At 72.5% G+C, this 14,275-nt stretch carries 12 protein-coding genes; 10 read left to right on the plus strand and 2 right to left on the minus strand.

Annotated elements, in window-relative coordinates:
* The first annotated feature begins 70 nt into the window (after nucleotides 1-70).
* Nucleotides 71-2,395, plus strand: a complete 2,325-nt coding sequence (locus tag OG702_RS24815) for a PIG-L family deacetylase (RefSeq protein WP_327291143.1) — start codon at nucleotides 71-73, stop codon at nucleotides 2,393-2,395.
* A gap of 9 nt (nucleotides 2,396-2,404) precedes the next feature.
* The gene (gene galE, locus OG702_RS24820; RefSeq protein WP_327291144.1) at nucleotides 2,405-3,376 is read left to right on the plus strand and encodes a UDP-glucose 4-epimerase GalE; all 972 of its coding nucleotides are present in this window, start codon (nucleotides 2,405-2,407) and stop codon (nucleotides 3,374-3,376) included.
* A 66-nt stretch (nucleotides 3,377-3,442) separates the two neighbouring features.
* Here galE and OG702_RS24825 read toward each other — a convergent pair whose 3' ends face one another.
* Complete coding sequence (locus tag OG702_RS24825) at nucleotides 3,443-5,173, minus strand: FG-GAP repeat domain-containing protein (RefSeq protein WP_327291145.1); 1,731 nt, start codon at nucleotides 5,171-5,173, stop codon at nucleotides 3,443-3,445.
* A gap of 275 nt (nucleotides 5,174-5,448) precedes the next feature.
* Here OG702_RS24825 and proB point away from each other — a divergent pair, with 275 nt between their 5' ends.
* The 5 genes from proB (at nucleotide 5,449) to OG702_RS24850 (ending at nucleotide 10,410) form a co-directional block, all read left to right on the plus strand.
* Nucleotides 5,449-6,564 carry a glutamate 5-kinase gene (proB, locus tag OG702_RS24830; protein WP_327293357.1) on the plus strand — a complete coding sequence of 372 codons (1,116 nt, stop codon included), beginning with the start codon at nucleotides 5,449-5,451 and terminating at the stop codon, nucleotides 6,562-6,564.
* 164 nt (nucleotides 6,565-6,728) lie between these two features.
* Nucleotides 6,729-7,193 (plus strand): hypothetical protein, encoded by a 465-nt coding sequence (locus OG702_RS24835; protein ID WP_327291146.1) that lies wholly within the window; start codon nucleotides 6,729-6,731, stop codon nucleotides 7,191-7,193.
* A 54-nt stretch (nucleotides 7,194-7,247) separates the two neighbouring features.
* Nucleotides 7,248-8,543, plus strand: coding sequence for a glutamate-5-semialdehyde dehydrogenase (locus OG702_RS24840; protein WP_327291147.1), 1,296 nt, complete (start codon nucleotides 7,248-7,250; stop codon nucleotides 8,541-8,543).
* A gap of 111 nt (nucleotides 8,544-8,654) precedes the next feature.
* Nucleotides 8,655-9,089: an SCO2583/SCO2584 N-terminal domain-containing protein gene (locus tag OG702_RS24845; RefSeq protein WP_327291148.1), complete on the plus strand. Its 435-nt coding sequence runs from the start codon at nucleotides 8,655-8,657 to the stop codon at nucleotides 9,087-9,089.
* Nucleotides 9,090-9,153: 64 nt separating this feature from the next.
* The gene (locus tag OG702_RS24850) at nucleotides 9,154-10,410 is read left to right on the plus strand and encodes an SCO2583 family membrane protein (RefSeq protein ID WP_327291149.1); all 1,257 of its coding nucleotides are present in this window, start codon (nucleotides 9,154-9,156) and stop codon (nucleotides 10,408-10,410) included.
* Here the strand turns inward: OG702_RS24850 and OG702_RS24855 are convergent.
* Nucleotides 10,304-11,443, minus strand: coding sequence for a M48 family metallopeptidase (locus OG702_RS24855; RefSeq protein ID WP_327291150.1), 1,140 nt, complete (start codon nucleotides 11,441-11,443; stop codon nucleotides 10,304-10,306). The genes OG702_RS24850 and OG702_RS24855 overlap by 107 nt on opposite strands.
* 138 nt (nucleotides 11,444-11,581) lie before the next feature.
* On the opposite strand from OG702_RS24855, the gene OG702_RS24860 reads away from it, so the two are divergent.
* The 3 genes from OG702_RS24860 to OG702_RS24870 are packed head-to-tail and all read left to right on the plus strand — an operon-like array spanning nucleotide 11,582 to nucleotide 14,269.
* Nucleotides 11,582-11,731, plus strand: coding sequence for a hypothetical protein (locus OG702_RS24860; RefSeq protein ID WP_033172885.1), 150 nt, complete (start codon nucleotides 11,582-11,584; stop codon nucleotides 11,729-11,731).
* An 8-nt stretch (nucleotides 11,732-11,739) separates the two neighbouring features.
* Entirely contained in the window at nucleotides 11,740-12,342 is a 603-nt protein-coding gene (nadD, locus tag OG702_RS24865) for a nicotinate-nucleotide adenylyltransferase (RefSeq protein ID WP_327291151.1), read from the plus strand.
* A 37-nt stretch (nucleotides 12,343-12,379) separates the two neighbouring features.
* Nucleotides 12,380-14,269: a LytR C-terminal domain-containing protein gene (locus OG702_RS24870; protein WP_327291152.1), complete on the plus strand. Its 1,890-nt coding sequence runs from the start codon at nucleotides 12,380-12,382 to the stop codon at nucleotides 14,267-14,269.
* Nucleotides 14,270-14,275 lie beyond the last annotated feature (6 nt).

Consider the following 14,275-nt stretch of genomic DNA (forward strand, 5'->3'; position numbering starts at 1 on the left):
CCGCGACCGGTCGCTCTTGTGAACCGGGGCGCTCGGAATGATCGCACAACGGGTGAACGGAGCACGAACGTTGAATCGCTTGCAGGGCCCGGGGGCGGGCGGTCCGACGCGCCGGGCGGCCGTGGGTGCGGTGGCCGGCGTGCTGTCCGGGGTCACGCTGGGGGGCTGCACGAGCGGGTCGCACCCGGCCGCGGCGGGTGACGGCGTCCCCGCCAGGCCGCTGCCGATGTCGTCCCAGGTCTCCTTCAGCTCGCAGGACCGGCCGCTGGTGATGCAGGTGCTCGCGCACCCCGACGACGACCTGTACTTCATGAACCCCGACACGGTCGCCGGCATCGAGCGCGAGGTGCCGATCGTGTCGGTGTACGTCACCGGGGGCGGCTCGTTCGGCGTGAACCAGCCGGTCGGCGGCCCCAAGGCGCGGCACGACGTGCCCGGGTACGTCTCGGCGCGGCAGCAGGGCCTGCGCCAGGCGTACGCGCGGATGCTCGGCGCCCCGGTCTTCACCTCATGGCGGCGGACCGTGCTCGACCTGCCGGGCGGCGGCCAGGCCGAGGTCCACTCGCTCGACCACGGCCGCAGGCGCGCCGAACTGGTCTTCCTCAACCTCGACATGCACAGCAGGACACGGCACGGCATGGTCGGCATGGCGGGTCTGTGGGCGTTCCCCGGCGCGGAGGCCTCCACGGTGGTGGTGCCAGGCTCGGCGGTGCGCACCGCGCGCACCTACCGGCGGCAGTCGCTGATCGACAGCCTGGTGCGGATTCTCGCCACCTACCGTCCGACCCTCGTCCGCACCCTCGACCCGGACCCCGACGTCCAGGTGCACGACGCCCGCACCCCGCGCGGCAGCGACCAGCGCGGATTCTCCGACCACCCCGACCACACCGCGGTCGCCCTCTTCACCTGGCGCGCCATCGCGCAATGGGTGGACGCGGCCGCGGCCGACGGCGGGGCACCGGCCTTCCTCACCGACGTCTACCGCGGCTACTACAACCAGCGGTGGCCGCACAATCTGCCGCAGGACGCCGTCCGCACGAAGGCCGCGCTGCTCGACACCTACGGCGGCGACCCCGCGTGGCACTGCGGCGACCCGCAGGGCTGCGGGGACTACGCCGTCGGTCAGGGCGCGGTGCTGCGCTCCCCGAGGGGATGGGTGCGCAGCACCCACTACCGCTACCCCACCTCGGGCCCCCGGCCGGTGCGGACCGGGGACGGCAGGACCACCGTCTACGGGGTGCTCAGCACCCGGGCGGTCCGCTGGACCGGCAACCCGGCAGGCGGCGGGGCCTGGAGCGCCCCCGAGGACCTGGGCGGCGGGCCGCTGGCTCCCGCGCTCAGCGTGGTCACCGGGGCCGACGGGCGTGACCTGGTCTTCGCCCTGCGCTTCTCCGGCCTGGAGGGGGCCAAGCAGGGCAACACCAGGGAGATCGTGCTGCTGGAAGGCGTCGGCCCGGGTCCGGTGACGGCGCCGGTCTGGCGGGGCCTCGGCAACCCGGAGCCGGACCCGGTCCGTGGCCGGCGGGTGGGTCCGCCCACCGCGCTGCTGGGCGGGGACGGCCGGCTGCACCTCTTCGTACGCAACGCGGCCAAGGGCCTGAGCACCCGGGTCCGCGACAGCGCGGGGAAGTGGTCCGCCTGGCGCGGCCTGGCCGGCGGCCAGGTCCAGGAGGGGCTGGCGGCCGCGCTCGACGCGGAGGGCCGGATCCATGTCTTCGCGGCCGGCCGTGGCGCGGTCCACGAGTGGGCGCAGACCTCACCCGGCGGCGACTTCCACCACCGGCCGCTGAGGGCCGTCGCGGCGCCCGCCGAGGCCCCGGACGCGGCCACCGCGGCGGACGGTTCGCTGCTGCTCGCCTACCGGCTGCCGGACACCGCGGAACTGGTGGTGGAGCGGCTCAGCACGGCCGGCGGCCGGGACCGCTGGACACCGGCGGGGCAGCTGAACGGCTGCGGATTCGGCCCGGTCTCGCTGCCGGCCGGCCCGCCCGCGGCGGCGGGGCGGGAGGCGGTGCTCGCCGTGCGGGCCGCCTCCGGCGACGCCCGGGTGGTGCGGGACGGCCGGGTCGTCGAACCGGCGGCCCGCTCGGGATGGGCGGTCACGGTCGACGCCGCCGTCCACGGCGGCGCGACCGGCCCGGCGGCGGCAGCGGCGGCCACCGTCTTCGCGGTCGGCAGGCCCGCGCTGCTCGGCCCGGACACCGACCATCCGCTGCTGGTGTCCTTCGGACTGGACGGCGGCCCGGTCGGCATGGCCGGGCACGCCCTCGTCCCGGGCTCCCCGGCGGTGAGCCCACGAAGCGGCACGGACCGCCCCGGACGCCCGTATCGGGTGCACGGGGTGAATCCCGGGGGGCCAGGACCCAGCCCCCGGGTGAACGGGCCCGGTCGTTAGACTTCCGCCATGACCTGGATGATCACCGGCGGTGCGGGCTACATCGGTTCACATGTCCTCAGGGCGCTCGTCGCCGACGGGCAGCGGGTCGTCGTGCTCGACGACCTGAGCACCGGTGACCCGGAGCGGCTGCCGGCCGGTGTGCCGCTGGTGCGCGGCAGCGTCCTGGACCGGGAGGTGCTCGACCGGGCGCTGCGCGAGCACGACGTGCGGGGCATCGTGCACATCGCGGCGAAGAAGCAGGTCGGGGAGTCCGTCGACCGCCCGCTCTGGTACTACCGGGAGAACGTCGAGGGACTGCGGACCGTCCTGGAGGCGGCCGTCGAGGCGCAGGTGCGGAGCTTCGTCTTCTCCTCGTCCGCGGCCGTCTACGGCATGCCCGACGTGGACCTGGTCACCGAGCAGACCCCGTGCGAGCCGATGAACCCCTACGGCGAGACGAAACTCGCCGGGGAGTGGCTGGTCTCCGCGGTCGGCCGGGCGCACGGGATCGCCACCGCCTCGATGCGCTACTTCAACGTCGCCGGCGCCGCCGCTCCGGAACTGGGCGACCCGGGGGTCACCAACCTGGTGCCGATGGTCTTCGACCGGCTCTCGCAGGGCCTGCCCCCGCTGGTCTTCGGTGACGACTACCCGACGCCCGACGGCACCTGCATCCGCGATTTCGTGCACGTCCAGGACATCGCGTCGGCGCATGTCGCCGCCGCCCGCCGGCTCACCGAGGACCAGGCGGCGCATCTGGTGCTGAACATCGGCCGCGGTGAGGGCGTCTCGGTCGCCGAGATGGTGCGCGTCATCCAGGAGATCTCGGGCCACGCCGGGCCGGCCGCGCAGGTGGTAGCGCGACGTCCAGGAGACCCCGCGAGGGTGGTGGCGTCGGCCGAGGCGATCAGCAAGGAACTGGGCTGGTCTGCCACCCACGACATCCGCGAGATGGTCAGCTCGGCCTGGGCGGGCTGGCAGCTGCGGCACCCGAGCTGACCGCGGCACGGACGACGGCGCCCGCACCGGTCAGGTGCGGGCGCCGTCGTCTGCGGGATCGAGGACTCAGAAGAGCTTCTTGTAGGTGTTCCAGCCGCCGCCCACGGTCGCGCGGGCCCTGAACTGGCCCGTCCCGTAACCGCTGTAGCGGTAGGCGGTGCCCGCGGAGTTCACCGCGAGCAGGTCGGAGCGGCCGTCGCCGTCCATGTCGCCGGGCGAGGCGAGCTGGGTGTACTGGCTCCAGCCGGTGCCGATCTTGACCTTGGCCGCGAACGGCGCCGAGGCGTTGCCCGTGCCCTTGTACAGATACAGCGTGCCGTCGCCGGCCCTGGCCACGATGTCCGCCCGGCCGTCGCCGCTGAAGTCGCCGGAGCCGACGATGGCGTTGTACGCGCCCCAGCCGCCACCGATGAGCTGGCGGCCGGCCAGTCCGAGGCCGGTGCCCGTACCCCGGAAGAGGTACAGGTTGCCGGAGGTGTCCCGGCCCAGCAGGTCGCCCTTGCCGTCGCCGCTGAGGTCACCGGGGCCGATGAGCAGGTTGTAGCTGCTCCACCCGCCGGAGATGCGGGTGTAGCCGTCGAAGACGTTGTAGAGGTCGCCCTCCCAGCGGTCCAGGAAGTCCGGCTCGCCGGTGTTGGTCAGGGCGTCGGCGAAGGTCAGGTCGAAGTCGCCCTCCCAGCCGCCGTCCTCGCTGAGGGCCTCACGGGGGCCGAAACCGCCCGCGTTGTTGGCCCCGTACCAGTAGATGGTGCCGTTCGAGGTCTCCCCGAGCAGCTCCTTCTTGCCCCAGGACGGGTTGCCGCCCATGCCGGCGATCAGGTCCAGGGTCTGCCACCCGGTGCCGCCGGTGATCCGCGGCGCGAACAGGCCAGAGCCGTCGGGGCGGTACGCGTAGATCGTGCCGCTGGTGCTGCGCGCCCACAGGACCGCCAGACCGTCGGGCTCGTTGCCGAAGCCGATGATCTGGTTGTACGCGTTCCACCCGCTGCCGACGGTGACCTTGGCCGCGTACGGCCGGGTGGCGTCGCCGGTGCCCTTGTAGAGGTAGAGCGTGCCGGAGCTGTCGCGGGCGACCAGGTCGCTGATGCCGTCACCGTCGACGTCGCCGGGGCTGGTCAGCTGGTCGTACGCGCCCCAGCCGCCACCGATGAGGACCCTCGGCTTGAACGGCGCGGAACCGTTGCCGGTGCCCTCGTACAGGTAGAGCTGCCCGTCGAAGGTCCGGGCGATGATGTCGGCCCTGCCGTCACCGGTGACGTCGTCGACCGCGACGAGCTTGTTGTAGACGTTCCAGCCCGTGCCGGTCCACGAGGCGTAGTTGGGGAAGTTCCCCGGCGTGAACATCTCCAGCGCGCCGGTGGACGTCGTGGCGAGGACCTCGGGTCCCGTCGAGCCGTCCAGGTCGCCCGGCGTGAGGGTGTCCACGAACTTCTCGCTGCCCGCGCCCAGCGGTTCGTCCTGGTCGGCCAGCGAGTTGAACCAGTTGCCGGCGCCGTCCCTTTCGAGCTGGTCGGTGACGCCGTCACCGTCGATGTCGTACCGCTGCGGTGCCGCGGTGGCCACCTTGGCCACGCGGGACGACAGCGTGGACCTCTTGATCCTGGCCGTCTTCGGCGCGACCAGGTGGGGCAGTTGACCGCTGGAGGCGGTCGGCCGCTTGGCGCTCGGGTGGGCGCCCGGCTCCGCGGCCTGGGCACCGGTCCCCAGCGCGAAAGCGCCGAGGGACAGGATGCCGGCTGTGCACGCCGCGACAAGGCGACGGCGGCCCTTGGGCCGTACCGGCTGTGTTTCGGACACAAATCCCCCCATGGGATCTCAAGCGATGAATCCCTGAACCAGTACGGATTCGAAGACTCGTCCGGTTCGGGTGGTCGGAGTGTATCCCCGGGGGGTGACACCGTGCCCCTGAGATATCGGGTCTCTCGTTAGACTTCCGTCATGACCTGGACGATTGCCGGCGGCGCGGGCCCCATCGGTTCACATCCCGTCAATTTGCCCGTTGCCAAAGGGCAGTCGGCGCACCCGACACGAGGGACGGACGGACGGACGTGACGACGCCGGCACGGCAGGACGTGGTGGAGGCCCGCAGAGTCGTGGTCAAGGTCGGCTCCTCGTCGTTGACCACGGCGGCCGGCGGCCTGGACGCCGACCGGGTGGACGCCCTGGTCGACGTGCTGGCCAAGGCGCGCGGCGACCGGGAGATCGTGCTGGTCTCCTCCGGCGCCATCGCCGCCGGACTCGCCCCGCTCGGGCTGCGCCGCAGGCCGCGGGACCTGGCCAGGCAGCAGGCCGCGGCCAGCGTCGGGCAGGGCCTGCTGATGGCCCGCTACACCGCCTCCTTCGCCCGCTACGGCATCCGCGTCGGCCAGGTGCTGCTCACCTCAGACGACGTCAGCCGGCGCGCCCACTACCGCAACGCCTACCGCACCCTGGACCAGCTGCTGGCGATGGGCGCGCTGCCGGTCGTCAACGAGAACGACACCGTGGCCACCGACGAGATCCGCTTCGGCGACAACGACCGGCTGGCCGCGCTGGTCGCCCACCTGGTGCGCGCCGACCTGCTGGTGCTGCTCTCCGACGTCGACGGCCTCTACGACGGCGACCCGCGCACCCCGGGCACCCGGCTGATCGCCGAGGTCACCGGGCCCGGGGACCTGGCGGGCGTCTCCATCGGCAGCACGGGCCGGGCCGGCGTCGGCACCGGCGGGATGGTGACGAAGGTCGAGGCCGCCGCCATCGCCACCGGCGCGGGCGTGCCGGTGGTGCTGACCTCCGCGGTGCACGCCGCCGACGCGCTGGCCGGCCGCCCCACCGGCACCCACTTCCACCGCACCGGCAAGCGCTCCGCCGACCGGCTGCTGTGGCTCGCGCACGCCTCCACCCCGCGCGGCGCCCTGCGGCTGGACGCCGGCGCGGTCCGGGCGGTCACCGAGCGGCACAGCTCGCTGCTGCCGGCCGGGCTCACCGGCGTGGAGGGCGACTTCGCCGCGGGCGACCCGGTCGACCTGGTGGACGAGTCGGGCACCGCGGTGGCCCGCGGGCTGGTCAACTACGATGCGCGTGAGCTGCCCAGGCTGCTCGGCCGCTCCACCCGCGACCTGGCGGCGGAGCTCGGACCCGCCTACGAGCGGGAGGTCGTGCACCGCGACGACCTGGTCCTGCTGCGGCGGCACGGGCTGCCGGGCTGACCTCGTCGGGGGCTTCTTGCGGAAAACGCCCCCGCCGCCTGCCGGAGCCTGGTCAACTTTGATGAGGATGCGATGCGCAGGTACGTCCCTGCCGCCGTCCCCTCCGCGCCCACCGGTGCGGGCGGTGCGAGCGGCAGCGAACGCGACCCACAGGGAGGCCGCCGGTGACACGAGGGCGCCCAGGGCCATTGACCAGGACTTCGTCGGAGCGCCCGCTGGTCAGCGTCGACCGCGCGGACCCGGAGACCGCGGTCGTGCCGCACCAGGCGCGCCCGCAGGACCGCACCCCGGCCCGGCTGTGGCATGTCACGCTCAGCGTCGCCGGGCCGCTCACCCCGCTGCCCGAGCTGCGGCGCGGCCTGGAACAGCTCGCGAACGACCACCCCTTTCTGCTGACCAGCCGCTACGCCCCCGACCATGCGGAGATCCGCTACTGGGAGGAGGCCAGGGACGTGCACGACGCCGCCGCCATCGCGCTGCGGCTGTGGGGCGAGCACCGCTCCACGGCGGGGCTGCCGCCCTGGGAGACGGTGGGCCTGGAGGTGGTGGACCGGGAGACCTATCACCAGAGGCTCGCCGAGGGCTACGGGCCGGCGCCGGCGATACCGGTGGGCGTCCACCCGTTCTGAGTGCCGCGGCGCCCTGGAAAGCCCGGGCGGGGCCCGGTTCAGTACCCTGCACGCATGGACCTGCTCTCGCCGCTCCCCAAGTCCCCCGTGATGCTCGCGGCCTATCGCGCCAAAGCCGCCGCGGCGGACCTGGCCCCGCTGCCGCGGGCCGTGAAGGACGACGCGCTGCTGGCCATCGCCGACGCCCTGATCGTGCGCACGCAGGAGATCGTCGCGGCGAACGCCGAGGACGTGGCCCGCGCGCGGGAGGCGGGCACCAGCCCGGCCGTCATCGACCGGCTCACTCTCACCCGTGAGCGGATCGCGGCCATCGCCGCCGACGTGCGGCACGTCGCGGGACTGCCCGACCCGGTCGGCGAGGTGCTGCGCGGCTCCACCCTGCCCAACGGCCTCGACCTGCGCCAGGTCCGGGTGCCGCTGGGCGTGGTCGGCATCATCTACGAGGCCAGGCCCAATGTCACCGTGGACGCCGCCGCGCTGTGCCTGAAGTCGGGCAACGCCGTCCTGCTGCGCGGCTCGTCGTCCGCGTACTCCTCCAACACCGCGCTGGCCGTCGTGCTGCGGGACGCGATCGGCGGCGCGGGGCTGCCCGCCGACGCCGTGCAGCTCGTCCCGGGGGAGAGCCGGGAGTCGGTCACCGAGCTGATGCGCGCCCGCGGCATGGTCGACGTGCTGATCCCGCGCGGCGGCGCCTCGCTGATCCGTACCGTGGTGGAGGGCTCCACCGTCCCGGTGATCGAGACCGGCACCGGCAACTGCCACGTCTACGTCGACGCCGAGGCCGACCTCGACATGGCCGTGGAGATCCTGGTCAATTCCAAGGCCCAGCGGCCCAGCGTCTGCAACGCCGCCGAGACGCTGCTGGTGCACCGCGACATCGCCGACCGCTTCCTGCCCCGCGCCCTGGCGGCGCTGGGCGCCGCCGGGGTCACCGTGCACGGCGACCAGCAGGTGGTGGCCGCGGCCGAGGCGCTGGCCGGCGACCCGTGCACCGCCACGGTGGTGGCGGCGACCGCGGAGGACTGGGAGACCGAGTATCTGTCCTACGACATCGCCGCCGGGGTGGTGGACTCGCTGGAGGCGGCGGTCGCGCACATCCGGCTGTGGTCCTCCGGCCACACCGAGGCGATCGTGACCGGCTCGCAGCCCGCCGCCCGCCGGTTCACCCAGCTGGTCGACGCGGCCGCGGTGATGGTGAACGCCTCGACCCGCTTCACCGACGGCGGCCAGTTCGGTTTCGGCGCGGAGATCGGTATCTCCACCCAGAAGCTGCACGCCCGCGGCCCCATGGGGCTGCCCGAGCTGACGTCCACCAAGTACATCGTCACCGGCGACGGACATATCCGCTGACCTGCGGCGGGCGGGCCCCCTGTGGCGTTGCGCCATTCGGGTGCACAGCGGGCTCACAGCGGAACGGGATTCCCCTGCCCAAAGGGCCAACTTCCGGATTACTCTGGACGGATGCCGGACGATGACGAATTCGCCTCCGTAGTCCTCGACGAAGAATTCGTACGGTCTGCTCTGTTCCACGAGCCCACGGCCCGGGAACGGATGCTGGCCGTCGCCGAAGGTCCCGCGCTACCGCCCGGCTGGCCCGGGCGGCGGAGAAACCCGCGCTCGGCCATCCCCGAACCGGGTGACGGCGCCGACTTCCCCGACACCGACCCGCTGTATGCCGCCGGGCACCCTTACCGCGGCAGCAGCACCCGCTGGCATCGTCCGGTGGCCTGGGCACTCGCCGTGGTCATGGGCATCGGAGTGGTCGCCCTCACCTTCGCGGCGGTCTACCGCGGCGCGGGCGGCGGCACCCGGCAGCCCGCGGATCCCCCGCCGTCCAGCGGCAGCCCGGTCGGCAGGCAGACGCTGCCACCGGTCGCCAGCACCCCGGTGCCCTGATCCCGTGTCAACTCGACCGGCACCGGGGAGTTTATTCCCGCGCCCGCAGACTTAACCTTGTGATATGAGCGGGGCTGGAGACCCTCCTGAGGGCACGCCCGAGGGCGCCTCAGGAGGCGGCGAGGAGGAGTACCGATCCGTCGTCTTCGACGAATCGTTCGTCAGAGCTGCCCGGATCCAGGAGTATTCCGCGCGTGAGCGGCAGGACGACGCCGCCCATCCGGTCAGGATCCGCCACGTGCTGCCGCGCGGCCTGGCCCGCCAGGCGGTCGCGCTGATCCTGGTCATCGTGCTGGCCTTCGGCTTCGCGATCTACATGGGGGTGCGGCACCCCTACAAGGCCCGCGACGCCGCCGCCGGCGAGCAGTTGCACGTCTCGGTGGTCCCGCTGGTGCCGGACGGCGTCGTGCCCGCCGTCTCGCCGACCGCGCCCTTCGCCGGCACCGCCGCCGCCGGCTTCGGCAGCGGCCTTGCGGGCCTCAAGGTGCCGAAGACGATCCACCGGGTCGGCGGATACGCCGAGAGTGAGGTCGAGGCCGGCTACGACACCGCCGCGGCCTTCCTCTTCGACTCCGCGCTCGACCCGCAGACCGTGGCCGGCGGCGATGTGCGCCCGGTGCTCGACCTGCTGGACCCGAGCCAGGTCGAGCAGTTCAAGAACAGCCTCGTCGCCCCGGCCGCCGACGGCACCCGCGAGGTCACCGGCTGGCTGGTGCGCTTCGACCCCGACCCCGCGGTACGGGTCGAGCTGGTCGGCGAGGACCAGGGCATCCGGGTGAGCGGCGACTGGACGGCGTCGGAGACCGGCGACAACCGGCTGGAGATCGTCGCCGACCACACCTACGTCTACGCCATCCGCGGCTCGTCGGACACCACCAGGTCGGTGTCGCTGTTCACCGTGCGGCGGAAACTGCGTTTCCACTTCGACCACGAGGAGCTGCGGCGGCACCACATCGAGGTGGTGCAGGCCGACATCGTGGCCGGACCGCTGGCCTGCTCGGCCGAGGTGCAGAGCTACTTCCGGCCGATACTGGCCGGCCACGCCTCACCCGACACGGTCAGCGGCGCCGACCCGTACGACCACGGCCGCCCGCCGGGCGCCGTCTGCGCGCCCCTCACCGGCGCGACCGGCAGACCGGAGGCGGCGCCGACGACCAGCGGGCCGACGACCAGCGGGCCCACCGTCACAGGACCCGCCGTCAGCGGACCGACGGCTACGGCAGCGGGCCCTCCGGCTGCTCGTCGTCCGGCGTCGACTCGGAGTCCGCTGCTGAGCCCGCAGGCCGCTCCGCGGTCGCCTGCGACGTCCCGGCTCCTGTGAAGCGGTCCCTGAGCTTGCCGCCGACGTCCCCCGCGCCATTGGTGATGTCGCGGATCAGGCCCATCAGCGGGTCCTTGCTCTTCTTCACCGTGTCGGCGTAGTGGTTGGCGGAATCCCGGAAGGCGTCGGAGACCGAGGCGTCCTTGTCGGTGGTGCGCCGCGGGTAGTGCCCGTCCATCAGCCGCTGATACTCCCGGGTGGCCGCCCAGCGGCGCAGCTCGGCCGCCCGGACGGTGGTGAACGGGTGGCTGCGCGGCAGCACGTTGAGGATCTTGAGCACCGAGTCGCGCAGGTCGCCGGCCGCCTCGTACTCGTCGGCCTGCTTGAGGAAGGCGTCCACGTTCATCTCGTGCAGGTGGTTGCCGCCGGCGATCTTCATCAGGCCGCGCATCGACGCCTGCAGGTCCTGGCCGACCAGCAGCCCGGCCCGGTCGGCGGACAGCTCCGACTTGCGGAACCACTCGCGCAGCGCGGTGATGATCGCCAGGATCGCCAGATTGCCCAGCGGTATCCAGGCCACGCGCAGCGCCAGCGTGGTGAGGAAGAGCAGTATCGTCCGGTAGACCGAGTGCCCGGAGAGCGCGTGCCCGACCTCGTGGCCTACGACCGCGCGCATCTCCTCCTCGTCCAGCAGCTCGACCAGGCCGGTGGTGACCACGATGACCGGCGCGTCCATGCCGATGCACATGGCATTGGGCTGCGGGTCCATCGTCACGTACATCGACGGGACCTTCTCCAGGTCCAGGATGTAACAGGCGTCCCGCAGCATCGCGTTGAGATGCGCGAACTGCTCGTCGCTGACCCGGACCGAGTCCGACAGGAACAGCAGCCGCAGGCTGCGCTCGGGCAGTAGCCCGCTGAGCGCCTTGAAGACCGTGTCGAAGCCGGTGAGCTTGCGCAGCGCCACCAGCGCGGACCTGTCGGCGGGGTGCTCATAGGCGCGTGAGGAGATGTCAGGGAACCTCTTGCGGGAGCGTCCCGGCAGCTTCTCGGTGCTCACACGATCGTCGTTCGGTCCGTTCGACTCGGACATACTGGCCCAACCCCCTGGTAGCCCACCGGTACATAGTCAGGACGCGCAGAGCCTGCGCGAAGTTCCCGCAGGGCCGCCCGTACGATGTGCGCAGAGTCTTCCCGCCCGTCCCCGACTTCGCAAAGGGTCCCGCTGATCATGTCGCCCCTCGCAGTCTCCGCCCTGACCACCCTCGCCGAGGACAACGGCGGCAACCACCCCAGCCTCAGCCCGTACCTGACCGGCTTCGGGGCGCTGGGCGCGCTGCTGCTCCTGCTGTGGCTGGTCACCCGCTTCAACCGGGACTGACCGTCGCCATGCCCGACAGCAAGCACCGCATCGGGGTGATGGGCGGGACGTTCGACCCCATCCACCACGGGCACCTGGTGGCCGCGAGCGAGGTGGCGAGCCTCTTCCACCTCGACGAGGTGGTCTTCGTGCCGACCGGGCAGCCCTGGCAGAAGACCGACCGGCAGGTGTCGCCGGCCGAGGACCGGTATCTGATGACGGTGATCGCCACCGCGTCCAATCCGACCTTCTCGGTCAGCCGCAGCGACATCGACCGCGCGGGCAAGACCTATACCATCGACACGCTGCGCGATCTGCGGGCCGAGCACCCGGCGGCCGAGCTGTTCTTCATCACCGGCGCGGACGCCCTCTCGCAGATCTTCTCCTGGCGGGACGCCGGGGAGCTGTTCTCCCTCGCACATTTCATCGGGGTCACCCGTCCGGGGCATACGCTGTCGGACCCGGGCCTCCCCGAGGGCGGCGTGTCGCTCGTGGAGGTCCCGGCACTGGCGATCTCCTCGACGGACTGCCGTCAGCGGGTGGCCAAGGGGGATCCGGTCTGGTACTTGGTTCCGGACGGCGTGGTGCGCTACATCGACAAGCGCGCGCTCTACCGGGACGCTACCGGGTAGCAGGCGCCGCGAAACGAAGCAGGTGAAGGGGTTCCTCGTGAACGACGCAAACCCCCGTTGGCAATATGCCGAGGGCGGTCCCGACGACGAGAGGGACCCTTACCCGCAGGACCCCTATTACCAGCAGCAGTCCTACGGTTACGACCAGTACGGCAACCCCCGGCAGCAGCAGGCGCCGCAGGCCCCCCAGGTGCCCCAGCAGCCCGGTTACCAGGACCCGTACCAGGGCTACGGCGACCAGCAGGCCCCGCCGCCGCCCGGCCAGCAGCAGGGCTGGATCCCGCAGCAGCCCCAGCAGCCGTACTACGAGCAGCATCAGGCACCGCAGGCGTACGACCAGGGCCGGGGCCACGGCTACGACACCGGCCGGCCGGGCGGATACGACACGGGTCAGCAGCAGCCGGTCTACGACACCGGGCAGCAGCCGGCGTACGACACCGGCCAACAGCCCGCGTACGAGACCGGGCAGCACGCGGTCTACGAGACGGGCCGGCAGCAGCCGGTCTACGACACCGGCCAGCAGCCGGCGTACGACACCGGCCAGCAGCCCGCGTACGACACCGGCCAGCACGCCGTGTACGACACCGGCCAGATGCCCGCGCAGACCGAGGAGCCGGCCGCGGCCGTCAGTGCGGCGAAAGAGGGCGGCGGGGGCGGCCGGGCCGGCTACCAGACCGAGATGTTCGCCTTCGTCGACGAGGAGTCGGAGCAGTCCGAGGAAGTCATCGACTGGCTGAAGTTCTCCGAGTCGCGCACCGAGCGCCGCGAGGAGGCCAAGCGGCGCGGGCGCAACCGCACCACGGGCCTGATCGTGCTGCTGGTGCTCGCGATGCTCGGCGGCGCCGGCTACCTGTGGCACGCGGGCAAGCTGCCCGGCGTCGGCAAGAGCAAGGCCGCCCAGGCCGCGGCGGGCGGGCCGCAGAAGCGCGACGTCATCGTCGTGCACCTGATCCCGGTCAACGGCGGCCCGAGCGACACCGCCCTGCTGGTGGACAACAGCACCAAGGGCCGCGGCACCACCGTCCTGCTGCCGAACACCCTGTCGTTGACCTCGGACGACGGCACCGCGGCCCCGCTGGACACCTCGGTCGGCGACGGCGTCGGCCCGACCCGCGACTCGCTGAACGACCTGCTCGGCGCCGACATCAAGGGCAGCTGGCGGCTGGACAGCCCGTATCTGGAGCTGCTGGTCGACGCGCTCGGCAACGTCTACGTCGACACCGACACTGCGGTGAAGGGCACCGGCAAGGACAGCGGCAAGACGCTGGTCCAGCAGGGCAAGGAGCAGGAGCTGAACGGCCAGGCGGCCGTCGCCTACGCCACCTACCGCGCCGCGGGCGAACCGCAGACCAAGCAGCTCAGCCGCTTCGGCCAGGTCATGCAGGCGGTGCTCAAGAAGATGCCGAGCGACGCCACGGGCGCGACCAGGACCGTCCAGTCCCTCAGCCAGATCCTCGACCCGTCGCTCACCGACACCCAGCTCGGCGCGTCGCTGGCCCAGCTGGCGAACCTGGCCAAGACCGGCGCCTACACCACCACGCTGCTGCCGGTCCAGAAGGACGGCACGCTCAGCGCGGACACCGACTCGCTGGTCAAGGACGTGCTCGGCGGCACCGTCAAGCAGTCCGAGGGCACCACCCAGCCCCGCGTCATGATCAACAACGACAGCGGGAACACCAAGGCGGCCTCGCTGGCGCAGGCCGCGATCGTCAACGGCGGCACCTACACCTTTGTCACCGGGGGCAAGACCGGCGCGGCCGCGGCGCGGTCCGAGGTGCTCTACGCCGACACCGCGCGGCTCACCGCGGCCAAGGACGTCGCCGCCACGCTCGGCCTGCCGCCGACCGCGGTCAAGAAGGGCAAGGTGCCGTCCAACGCCGACATCAGCGTGACGCTCGGCAAGGACTACAAGCCGCCGGTGCAGTGACGGTGC

This window comes from Streptomyces sp. NBC_01198 (genome assembly GCF_036010485.1).
Taxonomy (GTDB): Bacteria; Actinomycetota; Actinomycetes; order Streptomycetales; family Streptomycetaceae; genus Actinacidiphila.

Bases quoted from the DNA above. Each gene is read 5' to 3' on its own strand.
- galE (WP_327291144.1), top strand. From the start codon at position 2,405: ATGACCTGGATGATCACCGGCGGTGCGGGCTACATCGGTTCACATGTC.
- OG702_RS24840 (WP_327291147.1), top strand. From the start codon at position 7,248: ATGGACCTGCTCTCGCCGCTCCCCAAGTCCCCCGTGATGCTCGCGGCC.
- OG702_RS24845 (WP_327291148.1), top strand. From the start codon at position 8,655: ATGCCGGACGATGACGAATTCGCCTCCGTAGTCCTCGACGAAGAATTC.
- OG702_RS24850 (WP_327291149.1), top strand. From the start codon at position 9,154: ATGAGCGGGGCTGGAGACCCTCCTGAGGGCACGCCCGAGGGCGCCTCA.
- OG702_RS24855 (WP_327291150.1), bottom strand. From the start codon at position 11,443: ATGTCCGAGTCGAACGGACCGAACGACGATCGTGTGAGCACCGAGAAG.
- OG702_RS24860 (WP_033172885.1), top strand. From the start codon at position 11,582: ATGTCGCCCCTCGCAGTCTCCGCCCTGACCACCCTCGCCGAGGACAAC.
- nadD (WP_327291151.1), top strand. From the start codon at position 11,740: ATGCCCGACAGCAAGCACCGCATCGGGGTGATGGGCGGGACGTTCGAC.